This is a genomic window from Pseudomonas zhanjiangensis, from assembly GCF_041027545.1.
Classification (GTDB): domain Bacteria; phylum Pseudomonadota; class Gammaproteobacteria; order Pseudomonadales; family Pseudomonadaceae; genus Aquipseudomonas; species Aquipseudomonas zhanjiangensis.
Genome location: NZ_JBFTEG010000005.1, coordinates 71,384 through 97,932 on the forward strand (window position 1 = coordinate 71,384; position 26,549 = coordinate 97,932).

Annotated in this window: 26 protein-coding genes; 12 read left to right on the top strand and 14 right to left on the bottom strand. The window is 65.9% G+C overall.

Features of this window, described 5'->3' with window-relative positions; all coding sequences use genetic code 11:
• Nucleotides 1-2: 2 nt before the first annotated feature.
• On the bottom strand, nucleotides 3-320 hold the full coding sequence (locus AB5S05_RS08605) for an Mpo1-like protein (protein ID WP_369287089.1): 318 nt from the start codon (nucleotides 318-320) through the stop codon (nucleotides 3-5).
• A gap of 179 nt (nucleotides 321-499) precedes the next feature.
• On the opposite strand from AB5S05_RS08605, the gene AB5S05_RS08610 reads away from it, so the two are divergent.
• A complete protein-coding gene (locus AB5S05_RS08610) occupies nucleotides 500-1,501 on the top strand; it encodes an AraC family transcriptional regulator (RefSeq protein ID WP_369287090.1) in 1,002 nt (333 codons plus the stop codon).
• 36 nt (nucleotides 1,502-1,537) lie between these two features.
• Here AB5S05_RS08610 and AB5S05_RS08615 read toward each other — a convergent pair whose 3' ends face one another.
• Both AB5S05_RS08615 and AB5S05_RS08620 read right to left on the bottom strand, forming a co-directional pair.
• Nucleotides 1,538-2,992 (bottom strand): TrkH family potassium uptake protein, encoded by a 1,455-nt coding sequence (locus AB5S05_RS08615; RefSeq protein WP_369287091.1) that lies wholly within the window; start codon nucleotides 2,990-2,992, stop codon nucleotides 1,538-1,540.
• 85 nt (nucleotides 2,993-3,077) lie between these two features.
• Nucleotides 3,078-4,529, bottom strand: a complete 1,452-nt coding sequence (locus AB5S05_RS08620) for a TrkH family potassium uptake protein (RefSeq protein ID WP_369287092.1) — start codon at nucleotides 4,527-4,529, stop codon at nucleotides 3,078-3,080.
• A 313-nt stretch (nucleotides 4,530-4,842) separates the two neighbouring features.
• Between AB5S05_RS08620 and AB5S05_RS08625 the strand changes: the two genes are divergently transcribed.
• Both AB5S05_RS08625 and AB5S05_RS08630 read left to right on the top strand, forming a co-directional pair.
• On the top strand, nucleotides 4,843-5,214 hold the full coding sequence (locus AB5S05_RS08625) for a YkgJ family cysteine cluster protein (RefSeq protein WP_369287093.1): 372 nt from the start codon (nucleotides 4,843-4,845) through the stop codon (nucleotides 5,212-5,214).
• Nucleotides 5,215-5,295: 81 nt separating this feature from the next.
• The gene (locus AB5S05_RS08630) at nucleotides 5,296-5,856 is read left to right on the top strand and encodes an NAD(P)H nitroreductase (protein ID WP_369287094.1); all 561 of its coding nucleotides are present in this window, start codon (nucleotides 5,296-5,298) and stop codon (nucleotides 5,854-5,856) included.
• 9 nt (nucleotides 5,857-5,865) lie between these two features.
• On the opposite strand, the gene AB5S05_RS08635 is transcribed toward AB5S05_RS08630, so the two are convergent.
• The 5 genes from AB5S05_RS08635 to AB5S05_RS08655 form a co-directional block, all read right to left on the bottom strand.
• On the bottom strand, nucleotides 5,866-7,209 hold the full coding sequence (locus AB5S05_RS08635; protein WP_369287095.1) for a sensor histidine kinase: 1,344 nt from the start codon (nucleotides 7,207-7,209) through the stop codon (nucleotides 5,866-5,868).
• A gap of 71 nt (nucleotides 7,210-7,280) precedes the next feature.
• Complete coding sequence (locus tag AB5S05_RS08640; RefSeq protein WP_369287096.1) at nucleotides 7,281-7,700, bottom strand: LTXXQ domain protein; 420 nt, start codon at nucleotides 7,698-7,700, stop codon at nucleotides 7,281-7,283.
• A gap of 112 nt (nucleotides 7,701-7,812) precedes the next feature.
• Complete coding sequence (locus tag AB5S05_RS08645) at nucleotides 7,813-8,490, bottom strand: response regulator transcription factor (protein WP_369287097.1); 678 nt, start codon at nucleotides 8,488-8,490, stop codon at nucleotides 7,813-7,815.
• A 7-nt stretch (nucleotides 8,491-8,497) separates the two neighbouring features.
• Nucleotides 8,498-8,920, bottom strand: a complete 423-nt coding sequence (locus AB5S05_RS08650) for an MreC domain-containing protein (protein ID WP_369287098.1) — start codon at nucleotides 8,918-8,920, stop codon at nucleotides 8,498-8,500.
• Between the two features lie 45 nt (nucleotides 8,921-8,965).
• Nucleotides 8,966-9,265, bottom strand: a complete 300-nt coding sequence (locus AB5S05_RS08655) for a YciI family protein (protein ID WP_369287099.1) — start codon at nucleotides 9,263-9,265, stop codon at nucleotides 8,966-8,968.
• 223 nt (nucleotides 9,266-9,488) lie between these two features.
• Here AB5S05_RS08655 and AB5S05_RS08660 point away from each other — a divergent pair, with 223 nt between their 5' ends.
• Both AB5S05_RS08660 and AB5S05_RS08665 read left to right on the top strand, forming a co-directional pair.
• Nucleotides 9,489-10,352, top strand: a complete 864-nt coding sequence (locus tag AB5S05_RS08660; RefSeq protein ID WP_369287100.1) for a PHP domain-containing protein — start codon at nucleotides 9,489-9,491, stop codon at nucleotides 10,350-10,352.
• 13 nt (nucleotides 10,353-10,365) lie between these two features.
• Complete coding sequence (locus AB5S05_RS08665; protein WP_369287101.1) at nucleotides 10,366-10,992, top strand: L-threonylcarbamoyladenylate synthase; 627 nt, start codon at nucleotides 10,366-10,368, stop codon at nucleotides 10,990-10,992.
• A 36-nt stretch (nucleotides 10,993-11,028) separates the two neighbouring features.
• Here AB5S05_RS08665 and AB5S05_RS08670 read toward each other — a convergent pair whose 3' ends face one another.
• A complete protein-coding gene (locus AB5S05_RS08670) occupies nucleotides 11,029-11,391 on the bottom strand; it encodes a PA2779 family protein (protein WP_369287102.1) in 363 nt (120 codons plus the stop codon).
• A gap of 209 nt (nucleotides 11,392-11,600) precedes the next feature.
• On the opposite strand from AB5S05_RS08670, the gene AB5S05_RS08675 reads away from it, so the two are divergent.
• The 4 genes from AB5S05_RS08675 (at nucleotide 11,601) to rluB (ending at nucleotide 15,796) form a co-directional block, all read left to right on the top strand.
• A complete protein-coding gene (locus tag AB5S05_RS08675; RefSeq protein ID WP_369287103.1) occupies nucleotides 11,601-12,815 on the top strand; it encodes a tryptophan--tRNA ligase in 1,215 nt (404 codons plus the stop codon).
• 21 nt (nucleotides 12,816-12,836) lie between these two features.
• The gene (locus tag AB5S05_RS08680; protein WP_500180040.1) at nucleotides 12,837-13,664 is read left to right on the top strand and encodes a segregation and condensation protein A; all 828 of its coding nucleotides are present in this window, start codon (nucleotides 12,837-12,839) and stop codon (nucleotides 13,662-13,664) included.
• A gap of 2 nt (nucleotides 13,665-13,666) precedes the next feature.
• Nucleotides 13,667-14,461: an SMC-Scp complex subunit ScpB gene (scpB, locus tag AB5S05_RS08685; RefSeq protein WP_369287104.1), complete on the top strand. Its 795-nt coding sequence runs from the start codon at nucleotides 13,667-13,669 to the stop codon at nucleotides 14,459-14,461.
• Nucleotides 14,462-14,656: 195 nt separating this feature from the next.
• Complete coding sequence (rluB, locus tag AB5S05_RS08690) at nucleotides 14,657-15,796, top strand: 23S rRNA pseudouridine(2605) synthase RluB (RefSeq protein ID WP_369287105.1); 1,140 nt, start codon at nucleotides 14,657-14,659, stop codon at nucleotides 15,794-15,796.
• Nucleotides 15,797-15,884: 88 nt separating this feature from the next.
• Here the strand turns inward: rluB and AB5S05_RS08695 are convergent, their stop codons facing one another.
• From AB5S05_RS08695 to AB5S05_RS08715, 5 genes are all read right to left on the bottom strand, one after another.
• A complete protein-coding gene (locus tag AB5S05_RS08695) occupies nucleotides 15,885-16,811 on the bottom strand; it encodes a GGDEF domain-containing protein (RefSeq protein WP_369287106.1) in 927 nt (308 codons plus the stop codon).
• Between the two features lie 243 nt (nucleotides 16,812-17,054).
• Nucleotides 17,055-17,795, bottom strand: coding sequence for a YciK family oxidoreductase (locus tag AB5S05_RS08700; RefSeq protein WP_369287107.1), 741 nt, complete (start codon nucleotides 17,793-17,795; stop codon nucleotides 17,055-17,057).
• Nucleotides 17,796-17,922: 127 nt separating this feature from the next.
• Nucleotides 17,923-18,594, bottom strand: coding sequence for an N-acetylmuramic acid 6-phosphate phosphatase MupP (mupP, locus tag AB5S05_RS08705; RefSeq protein ID WP_369287108.1), 672 nt, complete (start codon nucleotides 18,592-18,594; stop codon nucleotides 17,923-17,925).
• Nucleotides 18,595-18,860: 266 nt separating this feature from the next.
• The gene (ubiG, locus tag AB5S05_RS08710) at nucleotides 18,861-19,559 is read right to left on the bottom strand and encodes a bifunctional 2-polyprenyl-6-hydroxyphenol methylase/3-demethylubiquinol 3-O-methyltransferase UbiG (RefSeq protein ID WP_369287109.1); all 699 of its coding nucleotides are present in this window, start codon (nucleotides 19,557-19,559) and stop codon (nucleotides 18,861-18,863) included.
• A gap of 182 nt (nucleotides 19,560-19,741) precedes the next feature.
• Nucleotides 19,742-21,061, bottom strand: a complete 1,320-nt coding sequence (locus AB5S05_RS08715) for a TRZ/ATZ family hydrolase (protein ID WP_369287110.1) — start codon at nucleotides 21,059-21,061, stop codon at nucleotides 19,742-19,744.
• A 205-nt stretch (nucleotides 21,062-21,266) separates the two neighbouring features.
• Between AB5S05_RS08715 and mtnA the strand changes: the two genes are divergently transcribed.
• The 3 genes from mtnA (at nucleotide 21,267) to serC (ending at nucleotide 26,548) form a co-directional block, all read left to right on the top strand.
• Nucleotides 21,267-22,343, top strand: a complete 1,077-nt coding sequence (mtnA, locus tag AB5S05_RS08720) for an S-methyl-5-thioribose-1-phosphate isomerase (RefSeq protein WP_369287111.1) — start codon at nucleotides 21,267-21,269, stop codon at nucleotides 22,341-22,343.
• A gap of 247 nt (nucleotides 22,344-22,590) precedes the next feature.
• Entirely contained in the window at nucleotides 22,591-25,347 is a 2,757-nt protein-coding gene (gyrA, locus tag AB5S05_RS08725; RefSeq protein WP_369287112.1) for a DNA gyrase subunit A, read from the top strand.
• A gap of 115 nt (nucleotides 25,348-25,462) precedes the next feature.
• Nucleotides 25,463-26,548, top strand: a complete 1,086-nt coding sequence (serC, locus tag AB5S05_RS08730) for a 3-phosphoserine/phosphohydroxythreonine transaminase (protein ID WP_369287113.1) — start codon at nucleotides 25,463-25,465, stop codon at nucleotides 26,546-26,548.
• Nucleotide 26,549: the final 1 nt, after the last annotated feature.

Sequence of the window (26,549 nt, forward strand, 5' to 3'; positions counted from 1 at the left end):
TGTCAGAACTTGATACGCCCGGTAAAGGCGTCCTTGAGCATCACCCAGTCGCCGACGAACGAGTACAGCGGATACTGGAAGGTGGCCGGGCGGTTCTTCTCGAAGACGAAGTGACCGACCCAGGCGAAGCCGTAGCCGGCCAGGGGCAGGGCGAGCAACCACAGCCATTGCTGGCTGGCCAGGGCATAGGCGAGTATGCCCAGCACCAGCAGGCTGCCCGCGTAATGCAGGCGGCGGCAGGTGGGGTTGCTGTGCTCCTGCAGGTAGTAGGGGTAGAACTCGGCGAAACTGCTGTAGCGTTTGGAATGGGTTGTGGTCATGGCGCGCCTCGGCTGATCGCGGTTGTTGCTCTGGCCGCGTCGGCCATTGAGCCGTCTGCGGTTTTTTTGCAGTCTATGCCGAGTCTTGCGGTGGGCCAGTGACATTGAGTGCCAGTTTAGTACCTTCGCCGCCAGGTCTCGGGCCGCGGCTTCTTTCGGACGCGAACAAGAAAAACATCATGAGCGAACGTACCACTTCATCGAGTTGGGCCCTGGGGATCGTCCAGGCGCTGGAAATGGGCGGCGTCGACTGCCAGGCGATCTTTCCTGAGCTGGGGCTGGACTATGCCGCGCTGCAGGACCCCGATGCGCGTTTTGCCCAGGACGCGATGACCCGGCTGTGGCAGCGCGCGGTGCAGCTGTCGGGCAATCCGGCAATCGGTCTGAACATGGCCAAGGTGGTGCGTCCGGCGTCCTTCCATGTGGTCGGCTACGCGTTGATGTCCAGCCGCACCCTGAGGGAGGGCTTGACGCGACTGGTGCGCTATCAGCGGATCATCGCCGAGGGCGCCGACCTGAGCTTTCGCCCGACCGCCGATGGCTACGAGCTGATCCTGGCCATCCACGGCGATCGGCTGCCGCCGGCCCGGCAGAGCGCCGAGGCCTCGCTGGCCTATGCCCTGGCATTCTGCCGCTGGCTGACCGGCAAGCCGATCAGGCCCCAGCGGGTGCTCCTGCAAGGCGAGCCGCCGGCCGACCCGGAGCCGTTCCGCCAGGTGTTCCAGGCGCCGTTGCAGTTCAACGCCGCGCACTACGCGTTGCTGTTCGAGCGAACCGATATGGAGATGCCGCTGCCGACCGCCAACGAGTCGCTGGCGCAGTTGCACGACCGCTTCGCCGGTGACTACCTGGCCCGCTTCTCCGAGAGTCGGGTGACCCATCAGGCCCGGCAGGTGCTGTGCCGGCTGCTGCCCCAGGGCGAGCCCAAGCGCGAGACCGTGGCGCAGGCGCTGCTGCTGTCGCAGCGCACCCTGCAGCGGCGCCTGCAGGAGGAAGGCACCAGCTACCAGCAGCTGCTCGACGACACCCGTCGCGAACTGGCCGAGCAGTATCTCGCCCAGCCCAACCTGACCCTGCTGGAGGTCTCCTACCTGCTCGGCTTCGCCGACCCGAGCAATTTCTTTCGTGCCTTTCGCCGCTGGTTCGGCATGACCCCCGGCGAGTACCGCGCCGCACTCTAGGGCCAGGCGCTCCCCCTGGCGCGTCGAGCGGCGGCCTCAGTGACGCCAGAAGGTGGGCATCAGCAACACCAGCACGGTGAGGATCTCCAGGCGGCCGAGCAGCATGCCGCCGGTCAGCAGCCACTTGGCGATATCCGGCAGGGGGGCAAAGTTGCCGGCCGGGCCGATGATGCTGCCCATTCCCGGTCCCACCCCGGAGACGGTGCTGGCGGCGCCGCTCAGGGCGGTGATCCAGTCCAGCCCGCACAGGGCCAGGGCCAGGGCGAGCAGGGCGATGGTGATGGTGAAGAAGAATGAGAAGGTGAGGATCGAGCGAACGATCTCGTCGTCCAGGCGGTGCTGGTTGTACTGCTGCTTGATCACCGCGCGCGGGTGCACCAGTTGCAGCAGGTTGGCCTTGAGCAGGATATAGGCGACCTGGAAGCGGAAGATCTTCAGACCGCCGGCGGTCGAGCCCGAGCAGCCACCGATAAAGCCCAGGTAGAAGAACAGCATGCCGGCGAAGCCACCCCAGAGGGTGTAGTCGCCGAGGGCGAAGCCGGTGGTGGTCATGATCGAGGTGGTGTTGACCGCCACGTGACGCACCGCCTCCAGCCAATGCAGCTCGGTGGTCAGGCTGTACCAGGTGCCCAGCGCCAGCCAGGTGGAGACCAGGATGCCGAGAAAGCCGCGCACCTGTTGGTCGCGCCACAGGGCCCAGTAGTTGCCGCGCATGATCGACACATAGAGCACGAACGGCAGGCTGCCGAGGATCATCACCAGCACCGAGACCCAGTGCACCGCCGGTTGCGCCCAGTTGCCGATCGAGCGGTCGGAGGTCGAGAAGCCGCCGGTGGCGATTGCCGACATGGTGTGGTTGATCGCGTCGAACAGGCCCATGCCGGCGCCACAGAAGGCCAGGACCCCGAGCAGGCTGAGACCCACGTAGGCGGCGATCATGTACTTGGCGACCATGTGCGAGCGCGGCATGACCTTCTCCGAGCGGTCGGAGGACTCGGTCTGGAACAGGCGCATGCCACCGATGCGCAGCATCGGCAGGATCGCCACGGCCATGGCGATGAAGCCGATGCCACCGAGCCAGTGCAGCAGCGAGCGCCAGATCAGGATGCCCGGCGACATGCTGTCCAGGCCGCTGAGCACGGTGGCGCCGGTGGCGGTAATGCCGGACATGCTTTCGAAGAAGGCGTCGGTGTAGCTCATGTGCTGGGTGAACATGAAGGGCAGGGAGGCGAAGGTGCATACCAGCACCCAGCTCGATACCGTCAGCATGTACATGTCACGGGGCCGCAGCTGAGTCTGCTCCGGACGGCCTTGGATCAGCATCGCCAGGCCGGCGATAAAGGTGATCAGGCTCGACCAGAGAAAGGCGTTGAGTTCGTGGGCGCGCTCGAACACCAGCAGGGTGAACATGGGAATGACCATGCTCACGGCCAGGGTGATCAGGAAGATGCCGTTGATGAACGCGATAATTCGTAGAGTCGGCAGGGCCATCTAATGGGTATCCGCAAGGCGTTGGCAGTGACGTCGATCGGGTGGCCGGGCCGGACGCTGCCGGGCTGGCCGCAATTGGGGTGCCTCAGTGTCTCCAGAACGCCGGCGTGACCAGTACCAGCACGGTGAGGATCTCCAGGCGGCCGAGCAGCATGCCAATGGTCAGCAGCCACTTGGCCGCATCCGGCAGGCTGGCGAAGTTGCCGGCCGGGCCGATGACCGGGCCCAGGCCGGGGCCGACGTTGCACACCGCCGTCGCCGCCGCCGTCAGGGCGGTGGTCCAGTCCAGGCCAATCAGGGCCAGGAGCAGGGCAATCAGGGCGATGGTGATGGTGAAGAAAAAGGAAAAGGTCAGGATCGAGCGGACGATGTCTTCGTCCAGGTTGTGCCCGTTGTACTTCTGCTTGAACACCGCGCGGGGGTGCACCAGCTGCTTGAGGCCGCTGCGCAGTAGGGTATAGGCCACCTGGAAGCGGAAGATCTTCAGCCCCCCGGAGGTCGAGCCGGAGCAGGCGCCGACGAAGGTCAGGTAGAAGAACACCATCACCGCGAAATCGCCCCACTGGCTGTAGTCGCCCAGGGCAAAGCCGGTGGTGGTGATGATCGATACCACGTTGAAGATGGTGGTGCGCACGGCATCGGCGAAACTGAACGAAGAATGCAGCCAGAGCCACAGGCTGACCAGCAGGCAGGTGACGGCCAGCACCGCGAAGAAGCCGAGTACCTGTTCGTCGCGCAGCAGGGCCGTGCGGTGGCCGCGCAGGGTCGCGACATACAGGGTGAAGGGCAGGCCGCCCAGCAGCATCAGTACCACCGCGACCCAGTGGGTGGCCGCGCCAAAGTGGGCCATGGAGCTGTCCGAGGTGGAGTAGCCGCCGGTGGAGATCGCGGTCATCGCATGGTTGATCGCGTCGAACCAGCTCATGCCGGAGAGCCAGAAGGCCAGGGTGCCGAGCAGGGTCAGGCCGACGAACACCGCGACTATGTACTTGGCCGCCACGTGGGAGCGCGGCATCACCTTGTCGCCCCAGTCGGACGACTCGGTCTGGAACAGGCGCATGCCGCCCACGCGCAGCAGCGGCAGGATCGCCACGGCCATGCCGATAAAACCGATGCCGCCCAGCCATTGCAGCAGCGAGCGCCAGATCAGCAGGCCCGGCGAGGTGCTGTCCAGGCCGGTCAGCACGGTGGAACCGGTGGTGGTGATGCCGCTCATGGTCTCGAAGAAGGCATCGGTGTAGCTGATATGGCGGATCAGCATCATCGGCAGCGCGGCGAACACACACACCACCAGCCAGCTGGCAGTGGTCAGCATGTACATGTCGCGCGGACGCAGCTGGGCGTCGACCGGGCGCCCCGAGCTGATCAGGGCGAGGCCGGCGGCGATGGTGATCAGGCTCGACCAGAGGAAGGCGGAGATGTCGTCGGTGCGCTCGAAGATCAGCAGGGTCAGCATGGGCAGGGTCATGCTGACGGCCAGGGTGATCAGGAAGATGCCGAGAATGAAACCGATGATGCGCAGCGTCGGCAAGGCCATGTAATAGGCTCGGTAGAGGGCGACAAAAGGCGCCATTTTACGCCTGCGGGCGCCGCTGTAAACCGGCGTCGCCCCGGGCTCACTCAGTTCGCGCGCAGGTTCGCGGGCCGGCGCCGGGGCCAGCCGGGGCGCCTTGTACCAGGCGCCGACGTGGCGCCCCGAGCCGGGCCCTGGTTTGGGTCCGCAGGCGGCGCCACGGGGCGACTGTCGGGTTTCGCTCAGGCGCCTCTATCCGCCGCTTTACAAGCGCCTGGCGCTGCATAGAATAGCCGCCAGGTGCCGGCCCTTGCCGGTTTCTGAGTCCATTCAAATCATGTCTAACGCAAATCCGTGTCTAACGTGCGGCGCCTGCTGTGCGTATTTTCGTGTGTCCTTCTTCTGGGGTGAGTGCCAATCGGCCGGTGGCAGCGTGCCGGACGAGCAGGTGGTGCTGATCACCCCGCAACGGGTCGCCATGCGCGGCACGGAGCACAAGCCGGCGCGCTGCGTCGCCTTGCTCGGCGATGTCGGCGAGGGGGTTCGTTGTACCCTGTACGAGCAGCGCTCCAGCCCCTGCCGCGAGTTCGAGGCGTCCTGGGCCAACGGCGAGCACAATCCGCGTTGTGACGATGCGCGACGGGCCTATGGGTTGCCGCCATTGACGCCGCCGCTGCAGCCGAGCATCTCGCCGGAACGCGTGGCCTGAGCCCCGGGGACTGGCAGTTTTTCTCCAAGGCAGACGCCTGAGGCTCTAGAATCCCTGCTTCTTTTGTTCGGGAGGTGGCCAATGGATGCTGTCGATGCTCTGCTCAGTCGTGTTTCGGTGCCGCGTTTGCGCGAGCCGGCGCCGGATGCCGCGCAGCGCGAGCTGTTGTTTCGCGCGGCGCTGCGTGCGCCGGACCATGGGCAACTGCGGCCGTGGCGTTTTCTCACCATCGAGGGGAGCGGACGCGAGCGGCTGGGCGAGTTGTTCGCCCAGGCCCTGAAGGCACAAGGTGATGAGGTCGGCGAGGATGCACTGGCCAAGGCGCGGGCCATGCCGCTGCGTGCGCCCTTGCTGGTGGTGGTGATCGCGCGGGTACAGGCGCATTTCAAGGTTCCCGCGCAGGAGCAGGTGATCGCCGCGGGCTGCGCCGCCCACGCCATGCTGCTGGCCGCCCATGCCCAGGGTGTCGGGGCGGTGTGGCGCACCGGTGAGCTGGCCTACGACGCCCAGGTGGCGCAAGGGTTGGGCTTGGCCGCGGACGAGCAGATCGTCGCCTTCCTCTATCTGGGCACGCCCGAGCGTGAGCTGCGCACGCCCCAGCCGCTGCAGGTGGCGGACTTCGTCAGCGCCTGGCCGGCCTGATCGGGCGCCTCAGTTACTGTCGAGCTGTTGCGTGGCGAGCGGCAGCAGCAGGCGGGCGATGAAGCCGCCCTGCGGGTGGTTGTCCAGCAGCAGGCGGCCGCCGTGCCGTTCGGCGGCGCGGCGGGCGATGGCCAGGCCCAGGCCATGGCCATGGCCGCTGGCGGTTTGTCCCGGTACGCGAAAGAAGGGTTCGCCCAGTTGCGCCAGGTATTCGGCCGGCACGCCAGGGCCGTGGTCGCGCACGCTCAGGCACAGCTGCTGATCCTGTCGTTCGACGCGCAGTTCGATCACCTGGCCGGCCGGGTTGAAGCGCAGCGCATTGCGCAGCATGTTATCCAGTGCCCGCTCGAGCATGTCCGGCCAGCCTTTCAGTGTCACGCCCGGCTCCACGCTGATGGTGATTCGTTGCTGCGGTGCATCGATCAGCGCCTCTTCCTGCAGTTTGTGCAGCAGCGCCGCCAGGTCGACGGGACGCGCGGCGCCGGGGTCGGCATCCAGGCGGGCGAGGGCGAGAATCTCGCCGATCAGGGCTTCCAGCCGGTCGCACTCGCGGGTCAGGCGTGGCCAGAAATCCTCGCGTTGGTCAGGGGGGGCGCGCTCGGCCAGCGCCAGGGCCACGCGCAGGCGAGCCAGGGGCGAGCGCAATTCGTGGGAAACGTCGCGCAATAGCTGACGCTGGCTGCCGATCAGGCCCTGCAGCCGTGCGCCCATGCGATTGAAGTCGCGGGCCAGGACCCCCAGTTCGTCGCGCCGGTTGGCCAGGCGGGCGAGGCTGTTCTGCTGGTAGGCAGTCTGGCCAAGATCGTGCACGGCACCGCGCAGTCGGTCCAGCGGACGGGTAATCGACAGGGTCAGTAACAGGCTGAACAGGGTCAACACGACCAGGGCGATGGTCAGCGCGCTCAGCGGCCAGAGCAGGCCGCCGCGCTGCCAGGCCGCCAGCTCGGGGTGCGGGATGCGGTAGATGAACAGATAGGTCTGGCCGGTCTGCGGGCTGCTGTAGTCGGTGGTCAGGCGGCGCCAGGGCAGGCGCCGGTCATTCGGCCGGCGCGCCTCGAAGGCGGCGGCCCGGCGCGGGAAGGTGCCCTTGACCAGTGGCTGGCCGTTGTCGCCGAGCACTTGGACGTCGATGCGAAAGTCGCGCCTGTGCTGCTCGAGAAACTGCTGCGCGGCCTCGGCGCCCTGGGACTCATAGAGCTCGGTCCAGGTCTCGGGCACACCTTGCAGGGCCGGATGTTGGCTGAGGATCCAGGCATCCTGATTGAGGACGCGGCCCAGCAGCATGGACAGTCCGGCGACCAGGGCGATGGCCAGCCAGAAACTGGCGAATATGCGCCAGAACAATGAACGCACGGAAACTCCTTACTGACGACAAAACCCATCAGGCCGGGGCCTGATGGGTGGTTGCCGCGAATGGTGGCCCCTTATTGGGCTTTCTTCGCCTGCTCTGCCTGCCAGGCCTTGAAGGCTTGGCGTTCGGCGCGGCGCTCTTGCATTTTCTTCAGCTGCTCGTCGAACGCCTTCTGCTGCTCGGGCTTGAGCAGGGCGCGGATGGCACTGTGCTGCTGGTCCTGGGCGGCTTGCAGTTCGTCCTGCAGGGCCTTCTGCTCGGCGGCCGGGAGCTTGTCGAGGTAGCGCTGGGTGATCTCGTGGCGGCTCTTCATCTGCTCGCCCATCAGCTTGCGGACTTCCCGTTGCTGCTCCCGGCTCAGGTCGAGCTCCTCGAACATTCGCGGGCCATGCCGGCCATCGAAGCCGCCATGGCGTGGGCCGTCGTCGGGCATGGCCATGGCCAGGGTCGGCAGGGTCAGGGCGAGCAGCAGGGCGGTGAGGGATTTGCGCATGGTGATTCTCCTTGTCTGGGAACCGGTCAGTTACCGGATGAGCCCAGTCTAGGGAAGGCAAGGTCAAGGGCAGTCAGGCCAGGGTAAAGCTTGGGTAAAGAGCTTCCGCCGCTCAGCCGCTGTAGTAATAGCCGCGGCCACGCAGGGCGACGATACGCGGCCTGCCGTCGGGATGCGGGCCGAGTTTCTTGCGCAGGTTGCTGACGTGCATGTCCAGGCTGCGGTCATAGAGCGTCAGCTTGCGGCCCAGGGCCAGTTGCGCCAGCTCCTGCTTGTCGACCGGCTCGCCGGGCTGGCGCAGCAGGGCCTCGAGCACGCGGCCCTCCGAGAGGGTGAGCGGCACCTCGTGGTCGCCGATGCTGGCCACACCGCGAGCCTGGCTGTAACACAGGTCGCCCAGCTGCAACTGGCTCGGGGTCGCCGCCGTCTGGCTGCGGCGCAGCACGGCGCGCAGCCGGGCCGTCAGCTCACGGGGGTCGCAGGGCTTGGCCAGGTAATCGTCGGCGCCCAGTTCCAGGCCGAGAATCCGGTCCAGCGGTTCACCCCGTGCCGAAAGCATCAGCACCGGCAGTTCGGGGTGCTCGCCGCGCAGCTGCTTGAGCAGTTCCAGGCCGCTGCCGTCGGGCAGCATGACGTCGAGCACCACGGCGTCCGGCGCCTGTTCGGCGAGGGCGCGGCGGGCACTGATGCCATCATGGCAGGCGTTGACCTGGAAGCCTTCCTGGCTCAGCCAGCTGGCAAGCAACTCGCAGAGTTCGATGTCGTCATCGATAAGCAGTAGGGCACTCATGACCGGCTCAGTTGATCCACTCGCGCCTGGTGCGGCGGTTGCCGCGCAGCAGGGCGCCGAGCAGGGTGCCAAGCAGCGTGGCGGCGACGCCGATGACGAACCAGAGTTGCTGTTCGCTGATCAGCCGGGCGGGCACCGCGGCCTGGGTCTTCTGCAGCTGCAGCTTGAGGCGCCGGTTTTCCTGGCGCAAACGCTGTAGCTGGGCGCTGTCGCGTTCGCCGTTATTGGCCAACATGGCGGCGTTGGCCTGCAACTCGGCGCCCAATTCCTCGCGCTGCTGCTCGCTGGTGGCCAGGCGTTGCTCCAGCTCGTCGATCCGGGCATGGGCGCTGAGCAATGCCGCGTCCCCCGGGTCCGGGGTCTGTTCTGCGTGCAGATGAAGGGGAAGCAAGGTGGCGGCAAGCAGCCACGGCAACAGAACTGGACGCATCGGAGCTCCTATTTCCTCAGGGCGGAGACGGCCTGGTAGCGGCTGTCAGGGCAGAACCAGCTTGAACGGTTTGACCTGCACCGCGGCATAGACGCCGGCAGCCCGGTAGGGATCGGCCTCGGCCCAGGTCTGGGCGGCGCTGAGGGAGTCGAACTCGGCGACGATCAGACTGCCGGAAAACCCCGCCGGACCTGGGTCGCTACTGTCGATGGCCGGGTGAGGTCCGGCCAGGACCAGGCGCCCCTCGCTCTTGAGTTGCTCCAGGCGCGCGAGGTGAGCCGGGCGCGCGGCGAGGCGTTGGTCCAGGGAGTTTTCGACGTCGGTGGCAATGATGGCGTAGAGCATGTCTGTCCTTAAAACACATGGGCGGCAGGCGGTCTGGGTTGCCGCTGCGGGATAGGCAGGTGAGGTCGAGCAATGCTGAGTCGGCGCCGACTTTCCAGATCGCGGGGCAATCGGTCTCGGCAGTCGGCCGGGTACCAATAGTTCAACGAACTGCGAGTAACGCCAGCATGAATCGGCGTGTGCCGGCATAATAGCAAACCTGAATGACTGAGAAACTGCCCCGATGGAAGTCGATCTGCACTGCCATAGCACCGCTTCCGATGGTGCGCTTGCCCCCGCCGCGGTGGTGGCGCGCGCGCATGAGCGCGGCGTGCGGCTATTGGCCCTGACCGATCACGACACGCTCGACGGGCTGGACGAGGCCCGGGCTACGGCGCAGGCGCTGGACATGCGGCTGGTCAACGGAATCGAGCTGTCCTGTACCTGGGGGGGGGCGACCATTCACGTGCTTGGCTACGCCTTCGACAGCGAGGCGCCGGCCTTGTGCCAGTCGATCGCCGAGCTGCACGAGGGTCGCTGGCTGCGAGCGGCGGAGATCGCCAGGCGCCTGGAGGCCAAGGGCATGCCCGGTGCCCTGCAGGGCGCGCGAGCGATCCAGGGCGAACTGGGTGACAGCGGCAATGCCCCGGCACGGCCCCATTTCGCCGAGTTTCTGGTGCGTGCCGGCCATGTCAAGGACCGCGCCGAGGCGTTCCGCAAGTGGCTGGGCTCGGGCAAGCTGGGTGACGTCAAGCAGCACTGGCCGGCCATGCAGCAGGCGATTGCCTGTTTGCAGCAGGCCGGCGCCTGGATCAGCCTGGCGCACCCGTGGCAGTACGACTTTACTCGTACTAAGCGACGCAAATTGATTGCCGATTTCGCTGCCGCCGGTGGCCATGCCCTGGAGGTGGTCAACGGCATGCAGCCGGCCGAGCAGGTCGGTGGTCTGGCAATCCTCGCGCGTGAGTTCGGTCTGCTGGCGAGCGCCGGCAGCGATTTCCATGCACCCGGCGACTGGTCCGAATTGGGCATGTACCGCCCGCTACCGGAAGACCTGTCGCCCCTTTGGACGCGTTTCCAGCATGTCCAGCAGCCTACTGCAATCTGAACAGGGATTAAGCGTGAGTCAATTCTTCCAGGTTCACCCGGAGAACCCGCAGCCGCGCCTGATCAAACAGGCGGTGGAGATCATTCGGGCGGGTGGGGTGGTGATCTACCCCACCGACTCCTCCTATGCCGTCGGCTGCCGGATTGGCGATAAAGGCGCGCTGGAGCGGATTCGCCGCCTGCGGCAGCTGGACGACAAGCACAACTTCACCCTGGTCTGTCGCGACCTGTCCCAGTTGAGCCTGTTCGCCAAGGTCGACACCGGCGCCTTTCGTCTGTTGAAGACCCATACCCCCGGGCCCTATACCTTCATCCTCAATGCCACCCGCGAAGTGCCGCGCATGTTGTTGCATCCCAAGCGGCGGACCATCGGCCTGCGCGTGCCGCATCACCCGATTGCCCACGACCTGTTGGCCGAGCTCGACGAGCCGATGATGAGCGTCAGTCTGATCCTGCCGGGTGAAACGCTGCCGATGAGCGATCCCTACGAGATGCGCCAGCTGCTCGAGCATCAGGTCGACCTGATCATCGACGGCGGCTTCGGCGGGTTGGAGGCCTCCACCGTGGTCGACCTGACGGAGGATGAGCCCCGGGTGATGCGTGTCGGCTGCGGTGATCCCGAGCCTTTCGGCGAGGCCTGAGGGGCCTCGCCCGGGGCATGGGAGTCGGTCGGACGGTTACAGAATCAATGCCACGAGAATGGCCACCAGCAAAATGATGACAAAATCGTTGCCGCTGAGCGCGCCGGCCGCGGGCAGCGTGTCGATGCGCTGGGCGAGGCTGGCCGCTTCGCTGCTGGTCAGGGCATTGACCCGCTCCTTGGCCGCGGCCGGTGGCACATCCATGGCCAGCAGCTGTGCCCTGACGTCGTCTCGGTCAAGAAACGCCTGGAGCTTGTCGCGATCGGCCGAGTGGTCGTGCTCGGCAAGAGCCTCTTGGGTGCCGATCATGCCGGAGTAGCTTGGTAAGCTGGTGGCGGCAAGCATGCTGGCGGCCAGCACAGTGATCACCAGCTTGCAGCGGATGCTAGGGACTTTCATGGCGAACTCCCCTGAGTTGACGATTCGCCGGCGGCGAATCTGGCTGGACGAATGTGTCTACTGCCGTGGACCTCTGGACGAAGAGTACGCCTGTCGGCATTACCCAATAGACTAGTCGACCGGCCGGCTGGTTCAGCGGTCGTTTTTCCCGCTCTGGGCTTGATGCCCGCTATACTTCGCCCCTCGTTGGCTTGTTTAGGAAAACCGGTTTGAGCTTCGTCGATTCTGAGCGCCGCGTGCTCTCTGGCATGCGCCCCAGCGGGCGCCTGCACATTGGTCACTACCACGGAGTATTGAAGAACTGGATACGGCTGCAGCATGAGTACGAATGCTTCTTCTGCATCGTCGACTGGCATGCCCTGACCACCGATTACGACGAAGTCTCCGGTATCTCCCAGCTGGTCATGGACATGGCGGTGGATTGGCTGGCGGCTGGGGTCAGCCCCAGCTCGGCGACCCTGTTCATTCAGTCGCAGGTGCCCGAGCACGCCGAACTGCACCTGCTGTTGTCGATGATCTGCCCGCTCGGCTGGCTGGAGCGGGTGCCGTCCTACAAGGAGCGGCAGGAGCCTCAGCAGAGCAAGGACCTGTCGACCTATGGCTTTCTCGGTTATCCGTTGCTGCAGGCGGCGGATATCCTGCTGTACCGTGCCGGGGTGGTGCCGGTGGGGGTCGATCAGTTGCCGCATATCGAGTTCTGCCGCGATATCGCCCGGCGTTTCAACCACATGTACGGCCGCGAGCCGGGCTTCGAGTTGAAGGCCGAGGCGGCCATCGTCAAGTTGGGCAAGAAGACCGCCACCCTCTACAACAACCTGCGTCGTGCGTTCCAGGAACAGGGTGACGTCGAGGCGCTGGAAACCGCCCGGGCATTGCTCAAGGATCAGCAAAGCATCACCCTCGGCGACAAGGAGCGCCTGTTCGGTTACCTCGAGGGCGGCGGCAAGGTGATCCTGCCCGAGCCGCAGGCGCTGCTCAGCGATGCGCCCAAGCTGTCCGGGCTCGATGGGCGCAAGATGGCCAAGTCCAACGGCAACGCGATCTTCCTGCGCGACAGCTCCAGCGAGGTCGAGGAGAAGATCAAGCGCATGCCGACCGACCCGGCGCGGGTGCACCGCAACGATCCCGGCGAGCCGGAGCGCTGTCCGGTCTGGCCGCTGCATCAGGTCTATTCCAGTGCCGATACCTGCGCCTGGGTGCAGCAAGGCTGCCGCGAGGCGGGCATCGGTTGCCTGGAATGCAAGGGACCGTTGATCGACGCGGTGTGCAAGGAGTTGCAGCCGATCCAGCTGCGTGCGGTCGACTATCAGAACAGCCCGGACCTGGTGCGCAACATTCTTGCCGAGGGCGCCGAGCATGCCCGCGACGAGGCCCGCGAAACCCTGAGCGAAGTCCGTCTGGCCCTGGGCCTGAACTACCGCTGAGCACTGCCTGGAGCAGGTCCCATGCCGACGCCGCCAACCGATGAGCCCACCGACAGCCAGGCAGGTGCCCAGCAGGAGCTGCCATTCGCCCTGGTCTACGGTCAGGCGGTGACCGAACTGCCGTTGGACCTGTATATCCCGCCGGATGCCCTGGAGGTGTTTCTCGAAGCCTTCGAGGGGCCGCTGGATCTGCTGCTGTATCTGATTCGCAAGCAGAACATCGACGTGCTGGACATTCCAGTGGCGGAGATCACCCGCCAGTACATGGGTTATGTCGAGTTGATGCAGTCGGTGCGCCTGGAGCTGGCCGCCGAATACCTGGTCATGGCGGCCATGCTCGCCGAGATCAAGTCGCGCATGCTCCTGCCGCGCTCCAGCGAGGCCCAGGAGGAAGAGGACGACCCGCGTGCCGAGCTGATTCGTCGTTTGCAGGAATACGAGCGTTACAAGGCCGCCGCCGAAGGCATCGATATGCTACCGCGGGTGGGCCGTGACCTCAGCGTGCCGCGCCTGGAGGCGCCCCAGGCCAAAGCGCGCAGGCTGTTGCCGGATGTCAGCCTGGAAGAGCTGCTGCTGTCGATGGCCGAGGTGCTGCGCCGCGCCGATATGTTCGAGAGCCATCAGGTCACGCGTGAGGCCTTGTCGACCCGCGAGCGCATGAGCGAGGTGCTGGAGCGTCTCAAGGGCGGCGCGTTCGTCCCCTTCGTCGAGCTGTTCGCGGCGCACGAGGGGCGCCTGGGCGTGGTGGTGACTTTTATGGCGGTGCTCGAGCTGATCAAGGAGTCCCTGGTCGAGCTGGTGCAGAATGAGGCCTATGGGCCTATCCACGTGCGTGCGCGAGCGGAGTGAGCATGAATCTCAACGATCCCCGTGAATTGGCCGGCCTGCTGGAAGCCTTCTTGCTGGCCTCGGGCAAGCCGCAGTCGCTGGAGCGGCTGCTCGAGCTGTTCGAGGAGCGCGAGCGGCCCGAGTCGACGGTGTTCAAGGCGGCATTGGAGTTGTTGCGTCAGTCCTGCGAGGGGCGCGCCTTCGAGCTCAAGGAGGTGGCTTCCGGCTATCGCCTGCAGGTGCGCGAGCGCTTTGCGCCCTGGGTCGGACGCCTGTGGGAGGAACGCCCGCAGCGCTATTCGCGGGCCATGCTGGAGACCCTGGCGCTGATCGCCTATCGCCAGCCGATCACCCGTGGCGAGATCGAGGACGTGCGTGGCGTCGCGGTGAACAGCCATATCGTCAAGACCCTGCTGGAGCGCGAGTGGATTCGCGTGGTCGGCTATCGCGATGTGCCGGGACGGCCGGCGATGTTTGCCACCACCAAGGCGTTTCTCGACCATTTCAACCTGCAGAACCTCGACGAGCTGCCACCGCTGGCGGCCCTTCGCGAACTGGAACCCGAGCCGGCGCTGGCGTTCGACGAGGAGGCGGCGGTGCCCGAGGGGCTGCAGGCGCGGGCCGATCTGGCGCTGGGCGAGCCGCCGGCGGCCGAGCCCCGCGAGCAGACCAGTTTCAGCAGCCTGCTGGCCGAGCTGGACTCGATGGAGCAGGGGCTGAAAACCGATTTCGCCGATCTGGCCGAGCAGATGGCGGATGATGCCGAGGCCAGTGAGCTGTCTGAGCTGGCGAACCAGGATGAACCGCCTCGCCACTGAGGCCGGCGCCGCACAGGCGAGTCATTGCGACTGGACCGCTAGCTGCTGCCCAGATGCCGATCATCGAATAGCCAGCGCGGCGCCTGGCTGCCGTCTAGCCTGAATCCGTGCTTGTTGGTTGCGAACGGCGTATGATGCGCGCCCTTCGACGGCCTACTGTCGTCCATCACTAGAGAAACACCGGGAGGTGCCCAGATGAGTGAATCCGAAGAATACAGCCCAGCAGGCGAGAAGCTGCAGAAGGTCCTGGCGCGCATGGGGTTGGCCTCGCGCCGCGAGATCGAGGCCTGGATCGCCGGCGGCCGGGTCAAGGTCAATGGTGCGCTGGCCAGTCTCGGCCAACGCGTCGACCTGCATGACGCCATCGCCATCGACGGTCGCCTGGTCAAGCGCGAAGAGGCCGCGGAAAGCGTGCGTCGCGTGCTGATCTACAACAAGCCGGACGGCGAGATTTGCACCCGCGACGACCCCGAGGGGCGCCCGACGGTATTCGACCGCCTGCCGCGGCCGAAAGAGGGGCGCTGGATCAATATCGGTCGCCTCGACATCAATACCACCGGCTTGCTGATGTTCACCACCGATGGCGAACTGGCCAACCGCCTGATGCACCCGTCCTACCAGATGGACCGCGAGTACGCCGTGCGCGTACGCGGCGAAGTCGACGAGGAGATGATCGAGCGGCTCAAGGCCGGGGTCATGCTCGAGGACGGACCGGCGAAATTCACCGACATCAAGGAAGCGCCGGGTGGCGAAGGCTTCAACCACTGGTATCACTGCGTGGTCATGGAGGGTCGCAACCGCGAGGTGCGCCGCCTGTGGGAGTCCCAGGGGGTGGTGGTCAGCCGTCTGAAGCGCGTGCGCTTTGGTCCGGTGTTCCTGACCTCCGACCTGACCATGGGCCGCTGGCGTGAAATGGGCCAGCGCGAGGTGGATATCCTCAGCGAAGAGGTGGGCCTCAAGCCCAAGGCCCTGCCGGACATGAAGGAAAAGACCCGCGACAAGCTCGATCGTCTGCAGCGCAAGTCGGCCAAGCCGGTTGGTCGCGCTGAGCGCTCGCCGCGCACCTTGCGCCCGGCCCATGGTGGCCCGGCGGAAGGCGAGCAGGGGCGCGCGGGGCGTGGCACGCGCGGCGAGGGCAAGGGGACGCCGGTCGCCGAGCGGCCGCAGGACATGAGCAAGAAGCGTCCTGGCGGTGCCAAGCCGAGCCGCGCTGGCGTCGAGCTGGCGGATCGGCCGGCACGCAAGCCGGCGGGTGCGCCAGGCAAGCGGCGCACGCCTGCCGCCGGCGACGGGCAGCGCCCAGGCTTCGGCCGCGGCCCGCGCAAGCCGCAGTAAGCGTGGCTTCGCTGGCTTGTTGTCAGCGGTACAAGAAAGGGACGCCGAGGCGTCCCTTTTTTTGTCTGCAGTTGCGCCGCGCGCTGGCCTAACCGGCCATGCTCAGGCGATTGCGCCCATCGCGCTTGGCCACATAGAGGGCGCTGTCGGCGCGCCGCAGCAGGCTCTCGACGGACTCGCCGGGCAGCAGGGTGGCGCAGCCGATGCTGATCGACAGGTCGATGGCCTGACCTTGGGCCAGGCACTGAAGGCCGAGTACGGCTTGGCGCAGACGCTCGCCGACGATGCCGGCGGCCTCGCGGCAGGTGCCGGAGAGCAGCACCAGGAATTCTTCGCCGCCGTAGCGGAACACCATGTCGACGTTGCGCAGCTGGCTCTTCAGGCTGGTGGCGACGGCCTTGAGCACTTCATCGCCGACGCTGTGGCCGTGCTGGTCGTTGATCCGCTTGAAATGATCCAGATCGAGCATCAGCAGCGACAGTGGTTGCAGGTTGCGGCGGGCCAGGTCGACCTCGCGCTGCAGGATCTGGTCCATGGCAATGCGGTTGCCGGTGTTGGTCAGCGGGTCGCGCAGGGCCTTCTGCACCGCGCTGCGGTAGAGCAGCGCGTTGCGCAGGGGGAACAGCAGGCTGGCGAGCAGCGACTCCAGTTGCGCCAGTTCCTCGTCGCTGAAGCGCAGCTTGCGGCGGAAGATCAGTTCACCGAGGTATTCGCCTTCGTGACTCAGGCGGTAGCCGGCGCTGTGGCTGGCGCGCTCGCCGAACTCCAGGCGCAGGTCGCCGGCTGAATGCTGGTAGGCCAGGGCGTCAAGCGGCACCAGGCGCTGCACGGTGCTGAAGAACAGTTGCAGGATGCGCTCCACCTCCAGGCTGGTTTGCAGCTGCAGGGTGAGCTGCTGGCGCAGCTGGGCCAGGCTGATCGGCCGCAGCGACTGCGTGCGATTACCGGAATAGCCCAGGCGCTGGAGTTTGGCCGTATCGAAATCGATGGTGTTGGTCTGGCTGGGAGTAACCATGAGTGCTCAACCTCTGGCGCGTTTTATGCGGCGATATAGGGGGTAGAGCGAAATTCATGCCAGCAATTGGGATTATTGAAAAAGACGCTTTAAATCAGTGGCTTGCGTGTTTCATTTGGATATCTGGCATGGCATGTGGCTATCAGTTGCCGCTTTCCCGTCGCGCGCACCGGCAATTGCCTGCCGGTCGCGCGATGAGCGCCAATTTCTTGCCAGCCGGCGTTGCCGCCGGCGCGGTCTGCCTCATTGGGCGTCGAAGGCCTGGCCATTGACGCCGCTGCTGTCCGGGCCCATCAGGTACAGGTAGACCGGCATGATCGCTTCGGCTGGCGGGTTGTTCGCCGGGTTCTCCCCCGGATAGGCCTGGGCCCGCATGTCGGTGCGGGTGGCGCCCGGATTGACGCTGTTGGCGCGCACCGGCGCGACGCCGTCCACTTCGTCGGCCAGTACCTGCATCAGGCCTTCGGTGGCGAACTTGGAGACCGCATAGGCGCCCCAATAGGCACGCCCCTTGCGACCGACACTGCTGGAGGTGAATATCACCGAGGCGTCGCTGGAGAGCTTGAGCAGCGGCAGCAGGGCGCTGGTGAGCATGAAGGCGGCATTGACGTTGATCTGCATCACGCGCATGAAGTTGTCGCCGGAGAGCTGTTCCAGCGGCGTGCGGGGGCCGACGATCGCGGCATTGTGCAGCAGGCCGTCGAGCCGGCCGAACTCGCGTTCGATCATGGCGGCCAGTTCGTCGTACTGGTGCGGCAGCGCGGTTTCCAGGTTGAACGGAATCACCGCCGGTTGCGGGTGGCCGGCGGCTTCGATGGCGTCATAGACCCGGCTCAGGTGTTCCTCGGTCTTGCCCAGCAGCAGCACGGTGGCGCCGTGGGCGGCAAAGGTCTGTGCCGCCGCGGCGCCGATGCCGCGGCCGGCGCCGGTGACCAGGATGATCCGATCCTTGAGCAGGTCGGGGCGGGCGCTGTAGTCGAACATGGTGATCTCCTCGGCAGGGCGGCGCGTCTCGGGGGATAGGACTGGCAAGGGGCGCGGCCAACAGTAAATGAGTGTATGTCTAGACAGGGAGGCGCCGCGCCGATGGACGGGCGCTGGCCGCTATGGCTCAGCAGCCGCACAGCGCCCGGTCGAGCAGGGCGCGCAGTTGCGCCGGTTGTTCGACCACCGAGTCTGCGCCCCAGTGGCGCGGGTTGTCGTCCGGGTGGATATAGCCGTAGGTCACCGCCACCGTCTTGCAACCCGCCGCCTGGCCGGCCTCTATGTCGCGTGCGTCGTCGCCGATGAACAGGGTCTCGCCAGGCTGCACGCCAAGTTGGGCGCAGGCCAGCAGGAGCATTTCCGGGTCGGGCTTGCTGCGCCTGACATGGTCGGGGCATACCAGAACGGCTGCGCGCTGGGCCAGGCCGAGTTGCTGCATGATGGGTTCGGCGAAGCGCAGCGGCTTGTTGGTGGCGACGCCCCAGCGCAGTTTGGCCAGCTCGATGTCCGCGAGCAGCTCGATCATGCCCTCGAAAGGGCGGGTCAGAACGGCGCAGTGGTGCTGGTAGCGTTCGAGAAATTCCAGGCGCAGGGCCTCGAACCGCGCGTCCTCGGGGTCCATGGCGAAGCTGGTGGCGACCATGGCGCGGGCGCCGCCGGACACCTGGTCGCGAATCCGCTGGTCATCGATGGGGGCCAGGCCGCGCTCGACGCGCATCGCCTGGCAAATGGCGATAAAATCCGGCGCGCTGTCGAGCAGGGTGCCATCCATGTCGAACAGAACTGCGCGCAAACGCATTGGGCGTGTCATTGGCTATTTCCCTCGCTGCGCCGGAGTCTGTTTTGGCGCGAGGCAAGGCACGAGTCGTGAAGTTTGGCTATTCCAAATGAGCGGCGAGAAACGCCGCATCGCGCCAAAACAGACCCGGCCCTATGGGTTGCGTCAGAAAATCGGCCATGCGTTGTTGCTGTCCTTGGCAATGGAACAACCATTGCCTGCGGCCGGCGCCTAGCCTGGCCGGTTTTCTGGCGGCAACGCAGCAGGGAAATAATCAATGGCACGCCCTAGGCCTCCTTGAGCGTCTGGATCATGTAGTTGACGTCGACGTCCGCCGCCAATTTGTAATGCTTGGTCAGCGGGTTGTAGGTCAGGCCGATGATGTCCTTGACCTGCAGGCCCGCCGCGCGGCTCCAGGCGCCCAGCTCGGAAGGGCGAATGAACTTCTTGAAGTCGTGGGTGCCGCGCGGCAGCAGGCGCAGCAGGTACTCGGCGCCTATGACCGCGAACAGGTAGGCCTTGGGGTTGCGGTTGATGGTCGAGAAGAACACCTGGCCGCCCGGCTTGACTAGGCGGTAGCAGGCGCGGATCACCGAGGACGGGTCCGGCACGTGCTCGAGCATCTCCAGGCAGGTGACCACGTCGAACTGTTCGGGCATCTCCTCGGCCAGCGCTTCGGCGGTGATCTGCCGGTACTCGACCGATACGCCGGATTCGAGCTGGTGCAGTTGGGCCACGGCCAGGGGCGCCTCGCCCATGTCGATGCCGGTCACGGTCGCGCCGCGCTGGGCCATGGCCTCGCTGAGGATGCCGCCGCCGCAGCCCACATCGAGCACGCGCTTGCCGGCCAGGCCGACACGCTCCTCGATCCAGTTGACCCGCAGCGGGTTGATGTCGTGCAGCGGCTTGAATTCACTGTCGCGATCCCACCAGCGATGGGCTAGGGCTTCGAATTTGGCGATTTCGGCGTGGTCGACGTTGCTCATAGTTTTTCCTGGATAAAACGGCAAGCCCGAGGCTGTATGCGCCTATGGTGCCAGTTTCATGGCGTGGAGTGGTCGCCTGGTGGCGAGCCAGTGTATGTCAGTTTGTCGCAGCGTCGCCTTGCCGCGCCGGGGGCATCCGGCAGGGGGCGCTTGCCGATGCCGCTTGGCGGCGTGGCGCGCGATCAGCGGTTGGCGATTCTGGCTCCCCAGGCCTGGGCATTGGCGATGATCTGCGCTTCGTCCAGGCGGGTCAGTCTGCCGCCGTCGAGCAACTGCTTGCCGCCAACCCAGAGGTGCTCGACGCAGTGGCGGCTGCTGGCATAGATCAATTGCGAAACCGGGTCGTACACCGGCTGCTGGGCCAGGCCGGAGAGGTCGAAGGCGACCAGGTCGGCACTCTTGCCCAGCTCCAGCGAGCCGACCTGGTCGTCCAGGCCGAGGGCGCGGGCGCCGTTGAGGGTGGCCATGCGCAGGGCGCGGTGAGCGTCGAGGGCTGCGGCCGAGCCGGCCACGGCCTTGGCCAGCAGGGCGGCGGTACGGGTTTCGCCGAGCAGGTCGAGGTCATTGTTGCTGGCCGCGCCGTCGGTGCCGATGGCAACGTTGACGCCGGCCTGCCAGAGCCGTTCCACCGGGCAGAAGCCGCAGGCCAGCTTGAGGTTGGACTCGGGGCAATGGATCACGCTGCTGTTGCTGGTCGCCAGCAGCTCCAGGTCATCCTCGTCGACCTGGGTCATGTGCACGGCCTGGAAGCGCGGGCCGAGCAGGCCCAGGCGGGCGAGGCGCGCCAGGGGGCGCTCGCCGCGCTGGGACAGGCTCTGTTGCACCTCGAAGGCGGTTTCATGCACGTGCATATGGATGCCGGCGTCCAGTTCCTCGGCCAGCATGCGAATGTTTTCCAGCTTGTCGTCGCTGACCGTGTAGGGCGCGTGCGGGCCGAAGGCGACCTTCAGGCGCGGGTGCTGCTTGAGGTCGTCGAACAGCTCCAGGCCCTTGCGCAACGCTTCGTTGGCATCGCGGGCGCCGGGGATGGGGAAATCCAGTACCGGAATGTTGATCTGTGCGCGGATGCCGCTCTTGTGCACCAGTTCGCTGGTCACTTCGGGGAAGAAGTACATGTCCGAGAAGCAGGTGATGCCGCCCTTGAGCTGCTCGGCGATGGCCAGCTCGGTGCCGTCCTGGACGAAGCGCTCATCCACCCAGCGCGCTTCTGCCGGCCAGATATGCTGCTCCAGCCAGGTGCTCAGCGGCAGGTCGTCGGCCAGGCCGCGGAACAGGGTCATGGCGGCATGGCCGTGGGCGTTAACCAGGCCGGGGGTCAGCAGGCGGCCGGGCAGCTCGCGCACTTCCAGGGCCTGGTGCTGGAGGGCTTCGGCGCGCGGCGCGATCAGTACGATGCGTCCGTCGCGGATGCCCAGGCCGTGCTCGCGCAGCACCACGCCGGCGGGTTCGACCGGGACCAGCCAGGTGGGAAGCAGGAGGAGGTCGAGCGGGGCGGCGGGCATGGGCGAGGTTCCGGCGGGCTGAAAGCCTCGAGTTTATAGGGGAACGCCCGGCGCTTGAAGTCGCCCGGCCGCAGATACCTCGGTCGGCTTGGTGCGCGGGGGGGGTAGGCTGGTCCAGTCTGGCGTATCTCCGAGCCGATGCGCGTGCAGTCGCCGAGGGCTTCTCTGCGTATAATGGTCGGCTTTTTCCAGGGTGAGGTGAACCATGCGCGAGCAGTTGCTAGCGGCAGAGAAGATTACGGCCATCGAATGGCGTGATGGCGCTCTGTATCTGCTCGATCAGCGCCTGCTGCCATTCGAGGAAAGCTGGCAGGCCTGCCATTCGGTTGCCGCCGTGGCCGAGGCGATTCGCAGCATGGTGGTGCGTGGCGCGCCGGCCATCGGCATCAGCGCCGGCTATGGTGCGCTGCTCGCGGCGCGTGCGCGCCTCGAGGCGGGGGGCGACTGGCGGGCGGCCCTGGAGGTCGATCTGCAGTTGCTGGCTGATTCGCGGCCGACCGCAGTCAATCTGTCCTGGGCGCTCAATCGCATGCGCGATCGTTTGCAGCGCTTGAAGGAGGGCGACGATCCGCTGCTGGCCCTGGAAGCCGAGGCGCAGCAGATCCATCAGAGCGATCGCGAGGCCAACCTGACCATGGCCCAGCTGGGCGTCGAGCTGATCCGCAAGCACCAGGGCAATGCGCAGAACCTGATGACCCACTGCAACGCCGGGGCCCTGGCGACCGGTGGCTTCGGCACCGCGCTGGGGGTGATTCGCGGGGCGCATCTGGAGGGCCTGGTCGAGCGCATCTATGCCGACGAGACCCGGCCCTGGCTGCAGGGCTCGCGCCTCACCGCCTGGGAGCTGGCCCGCGACGGCATCCCGGTGAGCGTGAATGCCGATTCGGCTGCGGCGCACCTGATGAAGACCCATGGCATCACCTGGGTGATCGTCGGCGCCGACCGCATCAGTGCCAATGGCGATGTGGCCAACAAGATCGGCACTTACCAGCTGGCGATCAATGCCATGCACCATGGCGTGCGCTTCATGGTGGTGGCGCCGAGTTCGACCATCGACATGGCGCTGGAGAGTGGCGAGGAGATTCCGATCGAGGTGCGCGATGGGCGCGAGCTGCTGGAGCTGGAGGGTCGTTCGATGGGCGACGCGGTGGGCGTGCTCAATCCGGTGTTCGATGTGACGCCGGCGGACCTGATCGATTTCATCGTGACTGAAAAGGGCGTGGTCGAGCGCCCGGATGCGGCGAAGATGGCTCGCCTGATGTGCCGCAAGCGCCTGCATTGAGTGCGATCGCCGGGCGCTTGCCGGCGCCCGGGCTCGTGCCGGGCGGGGATAGGTGCGGGGCGGTGATTGTGGTAAGCTCCGCCAGTTTTCAGGGGCGCCCGTTGCGGTCGCCTTCACTGCGCAGATACATGGCATAACTCATTGATTTGTCGTGAGTCGCTGCAGGCCTTGGGTCGCAGCGGCGAGCCCTTCCTCGTTCAGGACGAATGGCGTGGGGTTTCACCAGAAAAAAGGAATCAGGCTACTCATGGGCGAACTGGCCAAAGAAATCCTCCCGGTCAATATCGAAGACGAACTGAAGCAGTCTTACCTCGACTACGCGATGAGCGTGATCGTCGGGCGAGCCCTGCCGGATGCGCGTGATGGCTTGAAGCCCGTGCATCGTCGCGTGCTGTTCGCCATGAGCGAGCTGGGTAACGACTGGAACAAGGCGTACAAGAAATCCGCCCGTGTGGTCGGTGACGTGATCGGTAAGTACCACCCGCACGGCGATACCGCGGTGTACGACACCATCGTTCGCATGGCCCAGCCATTCTCCCTGCGCTACCTGCTGGTCGATGGCCAGGGCAACTTCGGTTCGGTCGACGGCGACAACGCCGCAGCCATGCGTTACACCGAAGTGCGCATGACCAAGCTGGCCCACGAGCTGCTGGCCGACCTGCACAAGGAAACCGTCGACTGGGTGCCGAACTACGATGGCACCGAGCAGATCCCGGCGGTCATGCCGACCAAGATCCCCAACCTGCTGGTCAACGGCTCCAGCGGTATCGCCGTAGGCATGGCCACCAACATCCCGCCGCACAACCTGGGCGAAGTAGTCGACGGCTGCCTGGCGCTGATCGACAACCCCGAGTTGTCGGTCGACGAGCTGATGCAATACATCCCGGGGCCGGACTTTCCCACCGCGGCGATCATCAACGGTCGCGCCGGCATCATCGAGGCCTATCGCACTGGCCGTGGGCGCATCTATATCCGCGCCCGGGCCGAGGTCGAGGATATCGACAAGGTCGGTGGTCGCCAGCAGATCGTGGTCACCGAGCTGCCCTACCAGCTGAACAAGGCGCGCCTGATCGAGAAGATCGCCGAGCTGGTCAAGGAGAAGAAGCTCGAGGGCATCACCGAGCTGCGCGATGAGTCCGACAAGGACGGCATGCGCGTGGTCATCGAGCTGCGCCGCGGCGAGGTGCCGGAGGTGATCCTCAACAACCTTTACGCCCAGACCCAAATGCAGAGCGTGTTCGGCATCAACGTGGTGGCCCTGATCGACGGCCAGCCGAAGGTGCTCAACCTCAAGGACATGCTCGAGGCCTTCATCCTGCATCGCCGCGAGGTGGTGACCCGGCGTACCGTGTTCGAGTTGCGCAAGGCGCGTGAGCGCGGCCATATCCTCGAAGGCCAGGCGGTGGCGCTGTCCAACATCGACCCGGTTATCGCGCTGATCAAGGCCTCGCCGAGCCCGGCCGAGGCCAAGGAGGCGTTGATCGCCACGGCCTGGGAGTCGACCGCGGTCGAGGCCATGGTCGAGCGCGCCGGCGCCGATGCCTGCCGTCCGGAAGGTCTGGATCCGCAGTATGGCTTGCGCGAGGGCAAATACTTCCTCTCGCCGGAGCAGGCCCAGGCCATTCTCGATCTGCGCCTGCACCGCCTGACCGGCCTGGAGCATGAGAAGCTGCTGGGCGAGTATCAGGAGATTCTCAACCAGATCGGCGAGCTGATCCGCATCCTGACCAGCTCCGTGCGCCTGATGGAAGTCATTCGCGAGGAGCTGGAGAGCGTCAAGGCCGAGTTCGGCGACAAGCGCCGCACCGAGATTCTCGATACCCGTCTCGACCTGACCCTGGGTGACCTGATCACCGAAGAGGAACGGGTGGTGACCATCTCCCACGGCGGCTATGCCAAGTCGCAGCCGCTGTCGGCCTACCAGGCCCAGCGTCGCGGCGGCAAGGGCAAGTCGGCCACCGGGATCAAGGATGAGGACTATATCGAGCACCTGCTGGTCGCCAACAGTCATGCCACGCTGCTGCTGTTCTCCAGCAAGGGCAAGGTCTACTGGCTGAAGACCTACGAGATTCCCGAGGCGTCGCGCGCTGCGCGCGGCCGTCCGCTGGTCAACCTGCTGCCGCTGGACGAGGGTGAGTACATCACCACCATGCTGCAGATCGACCTGGAGGCCCTGCAGCAGCAGAGCGGTGGCGCCGACGAGGACCTGGACGACGCCGACGAAGCAGTGATCGAGGGCGAGCTCGATGAGGCTGGCGAAGCCGCCGAGGTCGAGGAAGTCGACGGCGAGACCGCCGAGCTGGTGGCCGAGCCCACGGGCGCCTACATCTTCATGGCCACCGCCTTCGGTACCGTCAAGAAGACCCCGCTGGTGCAGTTCAGCCGCCCACGCTCCAATGGCTTGATCGCCCTGAAGCTCAAGGAGGGCGACACCCTGATCGCTGCCGCCATTACCGACGGCGCCAAGGAAGTGATGCTGTTCTCCGATGCCGGCAAGGTCATTCGTTTTGCCGAAAGCGTCGTACGCGTCATGGGGCGTGGGGCCCGCGGTATTCGTGGCATGCGTATCGGCAAGGATCAGCAGCTGATCTCCATGCTCATCCCCGAGTCGGGCGCGCAGATTCTCACCGCTTCTGAGCGTGGCTTCGGCAAGCGCACCGCGCTGAGCAAGTTCCCGCGCCGCGGTCGTGGCGGCCAGGGCGTGATCGCCATGGTCACCAAGGAGCGCAACGGCAAGCTGATCGGCGCCATTCAGGTGCAGGACGGCGAGGAGATCATGCTGATTTCCGATCAGGGCACGCTGGTGCGCACCCGAGTCGGTGAGGTTTCCAGTTCCGGTCGCAACACCCAGGGCGTGACCCTGATCAAGCTGGCCAAGGACGAGAAGCTGGTCGGTCTGGAGCGCGTGCAGGAGCCGTCCGAAGAGGAAACCGAGGAACTGCTCGAAGGCGAGCCGGTGTCCGTTGATGACGCCGCTGTCGTGGAGCAGGGCGAGGAAGAGTAAGCCGTCGGGCTCGGGCGGGCGCCGGCGAGGCGCCTCGCCCGGCCGGGCTGGCTAGGGGTCGAGAATGCGCCGACGCCTCGGGGCGACGGTGACCGGTGATTTGAGAGAGAAAGACGTGAGCAAGCGAGCCTTTAATTTCTGCGCCGGCCCGGCCGCGCTTCCCGAAGCTGTACTGCAACGCGCCCAGGCGGAGCTGCTCGACTGGCAGGGCAAGGGCCTGTCGGTGATGGAGATGAGCCATCGCAGCGACGAGTACATGGCCATTGCCGCCAAGGCCGAGCAGGATCTGCGCGACCTGCTCGCCATTCCCGATGACTACAAGGTGCTGTTTTTGCAGGGCGGCGCCAGCCAGCAGTTCGCCGAGATTCCGCTCAACCTGCTGCCCGAAGAGGGTGTGGCCGACTACATCGACACCGGCATCTGGTCGAAGAAGAGCATCGAGGAGGCGCGTCGTTACGGCCACATCAATGTCGCCGCCAGCGCCAAGGCCTACGACTACTTCGCCATCCCCGGGCAGAACGAGTGGCAGCTGTCGAAGAATGCCGCCTACCTGCACTACGCCAGCAACGAAACCATCGGCGGCCTGCAGTTCGACTGGGTTCCCGAGGTCGGCGACGTGCCACTGGTGGCGGACATGTCCTCGGACATCCTCTCGCGACCGATCGACGTCTCCAGATACGGCCTGATCTATGCCGGCGCGCAGAAGAATATCGGCCCCAGCGGCCTGGTGGTCACCATCGTCCGCGAAGACCTGCTCGGTCGCGCGCGCAGCGCCTGTCCGACCATGCTCAACTATCAGATCGCCGCCGACAACGGCTCGATGTACAACACCCCGGCCACCTTCTCCTGGTACCTCTCGGGCCTGGTGTTCGAGTGGCTGAAGGCGCAAGGCGGGGTCGAGGCCATGGAGCAACGCAACCGCGCCAAGAAGGATCTGCTGTACGGCGCCATCGACGCCAGCGAGTTGTACAGCAACCCGATCGCCCACAATGCCCGTTCCTGGATGAACGTGCCGTTCCGCCTGGCCGACGAGCGCCTGGACAAGCCCTTCCTGGCCGGTGCCGAGGCGCGTGGCCTGCTCAACCTCAAGGGGCATCGCTCGGTCGGCGGCATGCGTGCCTCGATATACAATGCGGTAGGTCTCGATGCGGTGCAGGCGCTCGTGGCCTACATGGCGGAATTCGAGAAGGAGCACGGCTGAT